This window comes from Streptomyces venezuelae, assembly GCF_008642315.1.
Lineage (GTDB): Bacteria > Actinomycetota > Actinomycetes > Streptomycetales > Streptomycetaceae > Streptomyces > Streptomyces venezuelae_D.
The window spans coordinates 5,986,730-5,998,875 of the sequence record NZ_CP029192.1; the positions used below are offsets into that span (position 1 = coordinate 5,986,730).

The window sequence follows — 12,146 nt, forward strand, 5'->3', positions numbered from 1 at the left end:
CCGCCGCCTCGCGGGCCCGGTGCGCACACGCATCGGGCCCGCGGCGCGTTGCGGCGGGCCTGCCCATTCCGTTTGGGTGTCTGTAGGAAGTGACAGGCAGATGCCCCTTACGCACCGGGCGTCGGCGCTCTACTCTGATCACCACTCGTAGGTTACTCGCAAGTTAAACAAGTAGCCCTGAGGGATGTAAGAAGCAGCCGCCAGCCAGTTCGCCGCACTGTCGTGGGCCCGGAGGATGTCGTGAGCGACACACAGACCTTGATCGAGAACCGTCCGCCTTCCGTGGCGCATCTCTTCCTGGAGCGCGTGGCGGCCACCCCGGACGCCGAGGCCTACCGCTACCCCGTCCCGGCGGCTTCGGGCGAGGGCCCCGACGAATGGAAGTCCCTCAGCTGGGCGCAGGCCGCCGAGCGTGTCTACGCCATGGCGGCCGGCCTCGCCGACCTCGGCCTGCGGGCCGAGGACCGCGTCGCCCTCGCCTCGTCCACGCGCGTCGAGTGGATCCTCTGCGACCTCGCCATCATGTGCGCGGGCGCGGCCACCACCACCGTGTATCCGCAGACCAACGCCGAGGAGTCGGCGTACATCCTGGCCGACTCCGGCAGCCGCGTGCTGATCGCCGAGGACGCCGCGCAGCTCGGCAAGGCCCGCGAGAAGCGCGCCGACCTGCCCGAGCTGCGGCACGTCGTGGTGCTCGACCCCGAGGGCGCGGCGCCCGCCGAGGGCGACCCCGAGGGCTGGGTGCTCACCCTCGCCGACCTGGAGGCCCGCGGCGCCGCGCACCTGGAGAAGAATCCGGGGCTCGTCAAGGAGCGGATCGCGGCGATCACCAAGGACCAGCTCGCCACGATCATCTACACGTCCGGCACCACGGGCCGCCCCAAGGGCGTGCGCCTGCCGCAGGACAACTGGTCGTACATGGCCAAGGCCATCGCGGCGACGGGCCTGCTCGGCCCCGACGACGTGCAGTACCTGTGGCTGCCGCTCGCCCACGTCTTCGGCAAGGTGCTGACGTCCGGGCAGATCGAGCTCGGACACGTCACCGCGGTCGACGGCCGCGTCGACAAGATCATCGAGAACCTGCCGGTCGTGCAGCCGACGTACATGGCGGCCGTCCCTCGTATCTTCGAGAAGGTCTACAACGGCGTCGCGGCCAAGGCACGGGCCGGCGGCGCGGCCAAGTACAAGATCTTCCAGTGGGCCGCCGAGGTCTCCCGCGAGTACGCGAAGGTCAGCCAGGACAACTTCCGCAGGACCGGCACCGCGTCCGTGCCCTTCGGGCTGCGCGCCAAGCACAGGACGGCCGACGCCCTCGTCTACTCCAAGCTCCGCGAGGCCTTCGGCGGGCGGCTGCGCGCCGCCGTCTCCGGCTCCGCCGCGCTCGCCCCCGAGATCGGCTACTTCTTCGCGGGCGCGGGCATCCACATCCTTGAGGGGTACGGCCTCACGGAGTCCTCCGCTGCCTCCTTCGTGAACCCCGGCGAGGCCTACCGCACCGGAACGGTCGGCAAGCCGCTGCCCGGCACCGAGGTGCGCATCGCCGACGACGGCGAGATCCTGCTGCGCGGCCCCGGCATCATGGAGGGCTACCACGGCCTGCCGGAGAAGACGGCCGAGGTCCTGGAGTCCGACGGGTGGTTCCACACCGGGGACATCGGCGAGCTGTCCGTCGACGGCTACCTGCGGATCACGGACCGCAAGAAGGACCTGATCAAAACCTCCGGCGGCAAGTACATCGCGCCCGCCGAGGTCGAGGGTCAGTTCAAGGCCGTGTGTCCGTACGTCTCCAACATCCTCGTGCACGGCGCCGACCGGAACTTCTGCACCGCCCTCATCTCCCTCGACGAGCCCGGCATCCTGCAGTGGGCCAAGGAGAACGGGCAGGAGGGCAAGTCCTACGCGGAGGTGTGCGCCGCTCCCGCGACGGTCGAGCTCATCGACGGCTATGTGCGCGAGCTCAACGAAGGCCTGCAGCGCTGGCAGACCATCAAGAAGTTCCGGCTCCTGCCGCGCGACCTGGATGTCGAGCACGGCGAGCTGACGCCCAGTCTGAAGCTGAAGCGCCCGGTGGTGGAGCGGGAGTACAAGCACCTGATCGAGGAGATGTACGCGGGGTCGCGCGAGGCCTGAACACAGGGCTGGCCCCGGGGTCCGGGGCCAGCCGTACGCGGCCGGGGTGTCGTCCTGGAACCGAGCAGGTTCTAGACGCCCCGGGCGCGGCGCATCTCTTGCACGAGTTCCTCCATGTCCGTCACGTGGCGGCGCAGTTCGAGGACGTCCTTGAGGCTGCTCGCGGCCATGTGGGTCTCGATCGCCGAGAGACGGGCGGCCAGTTCGTCGAACTGGCGCTGCTCGCGGGCCAGTATCCGTTCCAGCTGCCTGTTCTTGCGGTGCAGTTCGAGGAAGACGGTGACCTTGGCGCGCAGCACCCAGGGGTCGAAGGGCTTGGTGAGGTAGTCGGCCGCGCCCGTCGCATAGCCACGGAACGCGTAGCCGGCGTCGTTGTCGGTGCCCGTCAGGAAGATGATGGGCACGTCCTTGGTCTGGTCGAGCCGTTTGATGTTCGACGCCGTCTCGAAGCCGTCCATGCCGGGCATGCGGACGTCCAGGAGGATCACGGCGAATCGTTGGCGCAAGATCGCCTTCATCGCCTCCTCACCGGAACGAGCCCGCACCAGGGGCTCGTTCAGTGACCCGAGGACGGCTTCCAGTGCCATCAGGTTGTCCTCCATGTCGTCGACTAGGAGGATGCTCGCGCGGTTGTCGGTGGCGGCCTCTGCACTCATGGTCACGGTGCCTCACTCCGTCATCGGCGGAACAGGGCCCTCTGCTTGAGCACTGTCCAGCTCCTGAACGGCAGTCTCTGGATCTGGGTTCGTTGGTTGCTCGTCGGTCGACGAGCCGGCTGGGTCCAAGAGGGCACAGACGACGCCGAGCAGTTGGTCCACGTCCACGGGTTTGGGGACGTAGTCGGTGGCGCCCTGGGAGATGGCCTTCTCGCGGTCCCCGGGCATTGCCTTCGCGGTGAGGGCGACGATGGGCAGGCCCCGCCAGCGGAGGCTGCGACGGATCGCGGCCATGGTCTCGTAGCCGTCCATCTCCGGCATCATGATGTCCATCAGCACGATGTCGACATCGGGGTTGCGTTCCAGGGTCTCGATGCCCTCGCGGCCGTTCTCCGCGTACAGGACGGGCATGCCGACGCGGCTGAGGACATGGGTGAGGGCGAAGACGTTGCGGATGTCGTCGTCGACGATGAGCACCCTGCGGCCCGGCAATATGCGGCCCGCGTGCCCTTCCTTCCACTCCTCCAGTTTGGTGGGCGTGGGCCAGCTGTCGTCGGGTTCGAGTGCGGTGTGCGGCCGCAGGGCGGCCTGTTCGATCGGTTCCGGGAGGTGCTGGGTGTGTGCCGCCGCGTAGGCGACGGCGGCCGCGCCGTGGCCCGGGTGCACCACGGGGACGAAGAGCGCGAAGGTGGATCCGTGGCCGGGGCGGCTCTCCGCGGTGATGCGGCCGCCGAGCAGGCCCGCGATCTCGCGGCTGATGGAGAGGCCGAGGCCGGTACCGCCGTACTTGCGGTTGGTGGTGCCGTCGGCCTGCTGGAACGCCTCGAAGATGACCGGGAGTTGCTCGGCGGGGATGCCGATGCCGGTGTCGCTGACGGCGAAGCACAGCAGGTCCTCGTTGTCGTGGAGCAGCCGGTCGCCCGAGGACGCCTTGACGCGGCTGACGCGCAGCTCGACGCTGCCGGCCGAGGTGAACTTGACCGCGTTCGACAGCAGGTTGCGCAGGATCTGCTGGAGGCGCTGCTCGTCCGAGAACATCTCACGCGGCACGTCCTCGCCCACCGACACGTCGAAGGCGAGGCCGCGGTCCAGGGTGAGCGGGCGGAACGTCGCGTGGACGTAGTCGAGCACCTTGATCAGGGGGAGCTTCTTGGGGCGTACGTCCATGCGGCCCGCCTCGATCTTCGACAGGTCCAGGATGTCGTTGATGAGCTGGAGCAGGTCGGAGCCGGAGCGGTGGATGGTCGTCGCGAACTGCACCTCTTGGTCGGAGAGGTGGTCGTCGGGGTTGTCGGAGAGCAGCCTGGCGAGGATCAGCAGGGAGTTGAGCGGCGTGCGCAGCTCGTGCGACATGTTCGCCAGGAACTCGGACTTGTACTGGGAGCTGGTGGCCAGCAGCGCGGCCTTCTCCTCCAGCTCCGCGTTGGACCGGCGCAGCTCGGCCTGCTGGCGCTGGAGTTCGTCCGAGCGCTCCTGGAGCTGGATGGCCAGGCGCTGCGACTCGCCGAGCAGCGACTCCGTGCGGGAGTTGGCGATGATGGTGTTGATCGCGACGCCGATGGTGTTCACGAACTGGTCGAAGAACGCCAGGTGGACGTCGGAGAAGCGGGAGAACGTCGCCAGCTCGATGACGCCGAGCAGCTTGTCCTCGAAGAGGATCGGGATGATGACGACCGTGGCCGGTGCCGCGTCGCCGAGACCCGAGTGGATCTTGATGTAGTCCGGCGGGACCTCCTCGACGAGGATGCGCTTCTTCTCCAGTGCCGCCTGCCGCACCAGGCCCTGCGCGGGCATGCCGCCCGTGTCGACGACCGAGCCCTGCGCCGCTCCGTACCCGGCGATGAAGGCGAGGCCCTTGGCCGTCACCTGGCTGGGCGCGGGCGCCTCGGCCGTGTCCGGGTCGGCCAGGAAGAAGGCGCCGTACTGCGCGTTCACCAGCGGCGTCAGCTCGCGCAGGATCAGATCGGCGACCTCCATCAGGTCGCGGTGGCCCTGCATCAGACCGGCCAGGCGGGCGAGGTTGGACTCCAGCCAGTCCTTGGCGCGGGTGGTCTCGCGGAGGTTGGAGACCATGAGGTTGATGTTGTCCTTGAGCTCGGACACCTCGCCCCGGGTCTCCACCGTGATGGAGCGGGTCATGTCGCCCTGCGCCACGGCGGAGGCGACCTCGGCGATGGCGCGGACCTGCGTGGTGAGGTTCAGCGCCAGCTCGTTCACGTTCGTCGTCAGACGCTTCCACGTGCCGTACACGCCCTCGACGCGGGCCTGGCCGCCCAGCTGGCCCTCGGAGCCTACCTCGCGGGCCACGCGGGTGACCTCGGAGGAGAACGAGGACAGCGTGTCCACCATGGTGTTGATGGTGGTCTTCAGCTCCAGGATCTCGCCGCGCGCGTCGACGTCGATCTTCTTGGAGAGGTCGCCCTGGGCCACCGCGGTGGCGACCTGGGCGATGTTGCGGACCTGGCCCGTCAGGTTGTCCGCCATGTAGTTGACGTTGTCGGTGAGGTCCTTCCACACGCCGGACACGCCGAGCACCTGCGCGCGGCCGCCGAGCCTGCCGTCCGTGCCGACCTCGCGGGCGACGCGGGTGACCTCGTCGGCGAAGGCGCGCAGCTGCTCCACCATCGTGTTGACGGTGTCCTTGAGCTCCAGGATCTCGCCGCGCGCCGTGACCGTGATCATCTTGGACAGGTCGCCGTTGGCGACGGCGGTGGTGACCTGGGCGATGTTGCGGACCTGGGAGGTGAGGTTCGACGCCATGAAGTTGACGTTGTCGGTGAGGTCCTTCCACACGCCGGACACGCCACGGACCTGCGCCTGACCGCCGAGGTTGCCCTCGGTGCCGACCTCGCGGGCGACGCGGGTGACCTCGTCGGCGAAGGCGGACAGCTGGTCGACCATCGTGTTGATCGTCGACTTCAGCTCCAGGATCTCGCCCTTCGCCTCGACCGTGATCTTCTTCCCGAGGTCGCCCTGGGCCACGGCCGTCGAGACGAGCGCGATGTTGCGCACCTGGGAGGTGAGGTTGTCGGCCATGAAGTTGACGTTGTCGGTGAGGTCCTTCCACACGCCCGACACGCCCCGCACCTGGGCGCGCCCGCCGAGGTTGCCCTCGGTGCCGACCTCGCGGGCGACGCGGGTGACCTCGTCGGCGAAGGCGGACAGCTGGTCGACCATCGTGTTCACCGTCGACTTCAGCTCCAGGATCTCGCCCCGGGCGTCGACGGTGATCTTCTGGCTCAGGTCGCCGTTGGCGACGGCGGTGGTGACCTGGGCGATGTTGCGGACCTGGGAGGTGAGGTTCGACGCCATGAAGTTGACGTTGTCGGTGAGGTCCTTCCACACGCCGGACACCCCGCGCGCCTGGGCGCGCCCGCCCAACTGCCCCTCGGTGCCGACCTCGCGCGCCACGCGGGTCACCTCCGCGGCGAACGCGGAGAGCTGCTCCACCATCGTGTTCACGGTGAGCTTCAGTTCGAGGAGCTCGCCCGTCGCCTCGACGGTCACCGTGCGGGTCAGGTCGCCCTGCGCCACCGCCGTCGTCACGAGCGCGATGTCCCGCACCTGCGCGGTGAGCCGGGACGCCATCGTGTTGACGGCCTCCGTCACGTCTCGCCAACTGCCCGAGAGACCCCGCACCTTGGCGCGCCCGCCGAGACGCCCCTCCGTGCCGACCTCGCGGGCGACCCGCGTGACCTCTCCCGTGAAGAGGGACAGCTGGTCGACCATCGTGTTGACGGCGCGCCCCAGGCGCCGTAAATCACCGCGCAGTTCACGGGTGCCGTCGTGCAGGTCGACCCGTTGCGTGAGGTCGCCGCCCGCCACCGCGTTCAGCACGCGGGTCGCGTTCGCCGCCGGCGCGACCAGCGCGTCCAGCAGGGTGTTGACCTCCGAGACACGGGCGGCCCACCGGCCCTGACCGGGGCTCGCGGCGAACCGCTCGTCCAGCCGGCCGTGCCGTATGATCTCGCGCCGCACGCGGATCAGCTCGCCGTCGAAGTGCAGCGAACGGTCCAGCATCTCGTTGAACACCGAGTACAGCTCGGCGGTCAGGCCGTCACCGACCGGCGCCACCTTGGTGAAGTCGCCGTCCCGCGCCGCGCGCATGGCGGCGAGCAGCGGGCGCAGCTGGCAGTTGGCCGGATCTGTTCCGGACTCGGCAGTCTGCGTCGGGACCGGAATCCGGTCTTTTCCAAGCACAGGCATAGCACTGTTCTCACTCATAACGGCCCACTTCGGTAACTCGGTGCTTATGAGCGTGGCCAGTCTGTCACTCTGTCGGTGTCGCCTGAGGCGTATTCGCCCGAACTGCTCAGGAGCCGCACCGTGGGGTCCATTCCGATGCAACGGGAGGCCGATATTCCTGCCTCCGCCACGGACCCGGGCCGCCCCGGGCCACCGGCGGTGGTGCGCACGTCACTGCCCGGAAACCCGCTGGCACCCGCCGCCGCGCGCAGATTCGTGCGCGCGGCGCTCGCCGACTGGACCGAGCTCGGCGTGCCCGCGGCCACCGGCATCACCGACCGGCTGGCCGACGACGCGGTGCTGCTGGTCAGCGAGCTGGTGACCAACGCCGTCGTGCACGCGGGCACGGCCGTCGAGCTGATGTGCCGCCTCGACGACGCGCTGCCCGGCGAGAGCGCCGAGACCCTCCTCATCGAGGTCGCCGACCACCACCCCTCCCGCGCCGTCCGCAGTGAGCAGCGCCCGCCGTCCCCCGGCACCCCCGAGTACGGCCGTGGTCTCCACCTCGTCGCGACCCTCTCCGAGTCCTGGGGCATCACCTACCGCACCGGCACGAAATCGGTCTGGGCCCGGCTGCCCGTCGAGGGCGTGCAGGCCGTCCACGAGATCGAGTCCTACGCGAGCGAACAGGCGCTGCAGCGCGGACTGCGCGCCGCCGAGATCCTCGCGCCGCTGCCCAAGCGCGCCGCGCAGGACACCGAGTGGGTCAACAGGGGCGCCCTCTCCTTCCTCGCCGAGGCGTCCGACCTGCTGGCCGGGCAGTTCGACGAGGACCTGGTGGCCGCACTCGCCGGACAGCTGCTCGTGCCGCGCCTCGCGGACTGGTGCGCCGTCTGGCTCGACGACCCGTCCCAGGGAGCCGCCCGCGACTCCGTGGGCGTGCAGGGCGCGCGGCTCGCCCGGGTGTGGCACACCAGCGAGCACCGGATAGAGGAGCTGCGCCGCGTCCTGGAGAAGGAGCCGCCCCGCATCCCGGACACGGCGGGCTCCGGCGCCTTCCCGCTGCCCTGGCCGGGCGAGGCGCCGACGGGCGGGCCGCCCGGCGCGGCGCTGGCGTACCGGCTGACGGCCGGCGGGCGCGTCCTCGGCACGCTCGTCATCGGCCGGTCGGGCCTGGTCCGCTTCCCCGACGAAGTCACCGGACTCGTCGAGGACTTCAGCCGCCGGGTCGCCCTGGCCATCAGCACCGCCCGTCGGTACCAGCGCCAGGCCAACATCAGCCAGGTCCTCCAGCGCGGGCTGCTGCCCAGCAAGGTCGCGGAGATCCCCGGCGTCGAGAGCGGCCTCGTCTACGAACCGCGGGACAAGGGCGGCCCCGGCGGCGACTTCTACGACGTGTTCCAGGCGGGCGAAGGACGCTGGTGCTTCGCCCTCGGCGACGTCCAGGGCAAAGGGCCCGAGGCGGCCGTCGTCATCGGCCTCGCCCGCCCCTGGCTGCGGCTGCTCGCCCGCGAGGGGTACCAGGTCGCGGAGGTCATGGACCGCCTCAACCAGCTGCTCCTCGACGACGCGACCGAGGCGGCGGACGCGGCGGCCGCGGTCGTCGCGGTGGCGGGCGGGCAGGGCGTGCCGCCCGACAGCCCCACCTCGCGCTTCCTCTCGCTCCTGTACGGGGAGATCGTCCCCTACGAAGGGGGAGTGCGCGTCACCCTCGCGTGCGCGGGACATCCGCTGCCGCTCGTCATGTCCGCCGCCGGGAAGGTCCGGGAGGCGGCCACTCCGCAGATACTGCTCGGGGTCATCGACGACGAGACGTACACGAGCGAGAGCTTCGACCTGCGGTCCGGCGAGACGCTCCTGTGCGTCACGGACGGCGTGACCGAGCGCCGGACGGGCCGCCGCCAGTTCGACGACGGCGACGGCCTCGCGGCGGCGCTCGCGAGCTGCGCGGGGCTCGACGCGGGGCTGGTGGCGGAACGGATCAGGCGGCTGGTCCACGAGTTCTCGGAGCGGCCGCCGGACGACGACCTGGCGCTGCTGGTGCTGCGGGCGCGGTGAGGCGGGGCCGGACGAGCGCGGCCCGGGGCGGGGCGGGCCGAGCGGTTGTGTTCTGCGGTGGGAGGGGCGCGGGCGGGGGCGCGTCTCGCGGTGGGCCGGGCGAGCGGGGTGCGGTGGGCCGGGTGAGCGGGGTGCGGTGGGCCGGGTGAGCGGGGTGCGGTGGCGGGTGGGGGACAATCGACGACATGCCCTCCGCACTGCCCGATGGTGAGCCCATGCCCGAGGACGGCGCGCTGCCCGCGTCCGCACTCGACGGCGCGGCCTCCCGCCCCCTCGGCTTCTACCTGCACGTCCCGTACTGCGCCACGCGCTGCGGCTACTGCGACTTCAACACGTACACCGCGACCGAGCTGCGCGGCTCCGGCGGCGTCCTCGCCTCCCGCGACAACTACGCGCAGACCCTCGCCGACGAGGTGCGGCTCGCCCGGAAGGTCCTGGGCGACGACCCGCGGCCGGTGCGGACCGTGTTCGTCGGGGGCGGCACGCCGACGCTGCTCGCCGCCCGCGACCTCGTGGCGATGCTCGCCGCCGTGCGGGACGAGTTCGGGCTCGCCGACGACGCGGAGATCACGACCGAGGCGAATCCGGAGTCGGTCGACGAGGCGTACCTGAGCGAGCTGCGGGAGAGCGGCTTCAACCGTGTCTCCTTCGGCATGCAGAGCGCGAAGCAGCACGTCCTGAAGGTCCTCGACCGCACGCACACGCCCGGGCGCCCCGAGGCGTGCGTCGCCGAGGCGCGGGCGGCGGGCTTCGAGCACGTCAACCTCGACCTGATCTACGGCACGCCCGGCGAGACGGACGACGACTGGCGCGCCACGCTCGACTCGGCGATCGGCGCCGGGCCCGACCACGTCAGCGCCTACGCGCTCATCGTGGAGGAGGGCACGCAGCTGGCGCGGCGCATCCGGCGCGGCGAGGTGCCGATGACCGACGACGACGTGCACGCCGACCGGTACCTGATCGCCGACGAGGTGCTGGGGAACGCGGGCTTCTCGTGGTACGAGGTGTCCAACTGGGCCACCTCCGAGAGCGGCCGCTGTCTGCACAACGAGCTGTACTGGCGCGGCGCCGACTGGTGGGGCGCAGGACCCGGCGCGCACAGCCACGTCGGCGGCGTGCGGTGGTGGAACGTCAAGCACCCCGGCGCGTACGCGGGGGCGCTCGCGGGCGGCGGCTCGCCCGGAGCGGGCCGCGAGGTGCTGTCCGACGAGGACCGCCGCGTGGAGCGGATCCTGCTGGAGCTGCGGCTGCGGGAGGGCTGCCCGCTGTCGCTGCTGCGGGAGGCAGGGCTCGCGGCCTCGGTGCGGGCGAGGGACGAGGGACTGCTGGAGTCCGGCCCGTACGGAGAGGGGCGCGCCGTCCTGACGCTTCGGGGGCGGCTGCTCGCCGACGCGGTGGTGCGGGACCTGGTGGACTGACGGCCCGCCCCCGGTGCGGGGCGGCCTACGGGAGCGTGACGAAGTCGATGAGCTCTTCCACGCGGCCGAGGAGCGGTGGCTCCAGGTCCTTGTAGGAGTGCACCGAGTCCAGGATGCGCTGCCAGGCCGCGCCCGTGTTGGGCGGCCAGCCGAGGGCGCGGCAGATGCCCGTCTTCCAGTCCTGGCCGCGGGGGACGTGGGGCCAGGCGGGGATGCCGACCGAGGCCGGTTTCACCGCCTCCCAGATGTCGATGTAGGGGTGGCCGACGACCAGCGCATGGGCGCTGGTGACCTGCGTCGCGATGCGGGACTCCTTGGAACCCGGGACCAGGTGGTCGACCAGGACGCCGAGGCGGGCGTCGGGGCCCGGGTCGAACTCGGCGACGATCGCGGGGAGGTCGTCGATGCCCTCCAGGTACTCGACGACGACGCCCTCGATGCGGAGGTCGTCGCCCCAGACGCGCTCGACCAGTTCTGCGTCGTGGCGGCCCTCCACGTAGATGCGTCCCGCGCGGGCGACCCTGGCCCGCGCCCCGGGCACGGCCACCGAGCCGGACGCGGTACGCGAGGGACGTACGGGAGCCCCCTGGGAGGGGCGGACCAGGGTGACCGGGCGGCCCTCCAGGAGGAAGCCGCGCGGCTCCATAGGGAAGACGCGGTGCTTGCCGAAGCGGTCCTCCAGCGTCACCGTCGGCCCTTGCGCCGTTTTCTCGCAGCGGATCACCGCCCCGCAGAAACCGGTGCTCAGCTCCTCGACCACGAGGCCGGCGTCCGCCGCCACCTCCGGTACGGGCTTCGGCTTCTTCCAAGGGGGCGTGAGGTCGGCGGAGTACTGGCGCATTCTCGTGACGATAGGAAGAGCGGAGGCGTCACACGTCACGACACGCCGAAGCGGGTGGCCAGTGTGGCGCGTTGGGCACGGACAAAAGCCGCATCCACCGTCGCGCCGTGCCCCGGTACGTAGAGTGCGTCCTCGCCGCCCAGGTCGAGGAGGCGGTCGAGCGCCGCGGGCCAGTGGCTCGGCGCCGCGTCCGGGCCCGCCTGCGGCTCGCCCGACTCCTCCACCAGGTCGCCGCAGAAGACGACCTCCCGGCCGCCCTCGGTACCGGGGACGAGGACCGCGAGGTCGTGGCCGGAGTGGCCGGGCCCGATGTTGGCGAGCAGCACCTGGACGCCGCCGCCCAGATCGAGCGTCCACTCCCCGCAGACCAGATGGCGCGGGTGGACCAGGAGGTCGGCCGCCTCCGCCGCCGCGTCCGGGTCGAGGCCGTGCCGCACCGCGTCCTCGCGCAGCTCGTCGCGGCCCCTGGTGAAGACCGTGTCGATGCCCACCGCCCCGTACACCTCCACGCCCGCGAACGCCGCCGCCCCGAGGACGTGGTCGAAGTGCGGGTGCGTGAGCGCGAGATGGGTCACTCTGCGGTCGCCGCCCAGGATCCGCCGGGCCTGCGTGCGCAGCGCCGCGCCCTCCGCGAGGCTCGACCCGCCCTCGATCATGAGGGCCGCGTCGTCGCCGACGACGAGCCCCGCCGTGCAGTCCCAGACGGGCAGACGGCACCGTCCCACACGCGGTGCGAGCCGCTCCCAGCCCGCCGCTTCCCATGCCGGCGTCACGTTCATACGGTGACGCTATCCGTACGGGCGGTGTTCGGCAGCCGCTGTCTTGCCGGGCCCGTACCCGACGGCCGTACACTGACCT

7 protein-coding genes are annotated in these 12,146 nt (G+C 71.2%); 3 read left to right on the forward strand and 4 right to left on the reverse strand.

The window, feature by feature from the left end; all coding sequences use genetic code 11:
* Nucleotides 1-240 precede the first annotated feature (240 nt).
* Nucleotides 241-2,130 (forward strand): AMP-dependent synthetase/ligase, encoded by a 1,890-nt coding sequence (locus DEJ48_RS26220; RefSeq protein ID WP_150218702.1) that lies wholly within the window; start codon nucleotides 241-243, stop codon nucleotides 2,128-2,130.
* A 71-nt stretch (nucleotides 2,131-2,201) separates the two neighbouring features.
* Here the strand turns inward: DEJ48_RS26220 and DEJ48_RS26225 are convergent, their stop codons facing one another.
* Nucleotides 2,202-2,786 (reverse strand): two-component system response regulator, encoded by a 585-nt coding sequence (locus tag DEJ48_RS26225; protein WP_150221404.1) that lies wholly within the window; start codon nucleotides 2,784-2,786, stop codon nucleotides 2,202-2,204.
* 12 nt (nucleotides 2,787-2,798) lie between these two features.
* Nucleotides 2,799-6,893, reverse strand: coding sequence for a HAMP domain-containing protein (locus DEJ48_RS26230; protein WP_150221405.1), 4,095 nt, complete (start codon nucleotides 6,891-6,893; stop codon nucleotides 2,799-2,801).
* 219 nt (nucleotides 6,894-7,112) lie between these two features.
* On the opposite strand from DEJ48_RS26230, the gene DEJ48_RS26235 reads away from it, so the two are divergent.
* Nucleotides 7,113-9,029 (forward strand): SpoIIE family protein phosphatase, encoded by a 1,917-nt coding sequence (locus DEJ48_RS26235; RefSeq protein ID WP_411757482.1) that lies wholly within the window; start codon nucleotides 7,113-7,115, stop codon nucleotides 9,027-9,029.
* Nucleotides 9,030-9,214: 185 nt separating this feature from the next.
* Nucleotides 9,215-10,447 carry a radical SAM family heme chaperone HemW gene (gene hemW / locus DEJ48_RS26240; RefSeq protein WP_150218703.1) on the forward strand — a complete coding sequence of 411 codons (1,233 nt, stop codon included), beginning with the start codon at nucleotides 9,215-9,217 and terminating at the stop codon, nucleotides 10,445-10,447.
* Nucleotides 10,448-10,472: 25 nt separating this feature from the next.
* Here the strand turns inward: hemW and DEJ48_RS26245 are convergent, their stop codons facing one another.
* Entirely contained in the window at nucleotides 10,473-11,288 is an 816-nt protein-coding gene (locus DEJ48_RS26245) for a DUF3097 domain-containing protein (protein ID WP_150218704.1), read from the reverse strand.
* 35 nt (nucleotides 11,289-11,323) lie between these two features.
* On the reverse strand, nucleotides 11,324-12,061 hold the full coding sequence (locus DEJ48_RS26250) for an MBL fold metallo-hydrolase (protein ID WP_150221407.1): 738 nt from the start codon (nucleotides 12,059-12,061) through the stop codon (nucleotides 11,324-11,326).
* Nucleotides 12,062-12,146 lie beyond the last annotated feature (85 nt).

Excerpts from the sequence above, each read along its gene's own strand:
- DEJ48_RS26225 (WP_150221404.1), bottom strand. The coding sequence starts at position 2,786 with ATGAGTGCAGAGGCCGCCACCGACAACCGCGCGAGCATCCTCCTAGTC.
- DEJ48_RS26230 (WP_150221405.1), bottom strand. The coding sequence starts at position 6,893 with ATGCGCGCGGCGCGGGACGGCGACTTCACCAAGGTGGCGCCGGTCGGT.
- hemW (WP_150218703.1), top strand. The coding sequence starts at position 9,215 with ATGCCCTCCGCACTGCCCGATGGTGAGCCCATGCCCGAGGACGGCGCG.
- DEJ48_RS26245 (WP_150218704.1), bottom strand. The coding sequence starts at position 11,288 with ATGCGCCAGTACTCCGCCGACCTCACGCCCCCTTGGAAGAAGCCGAAG.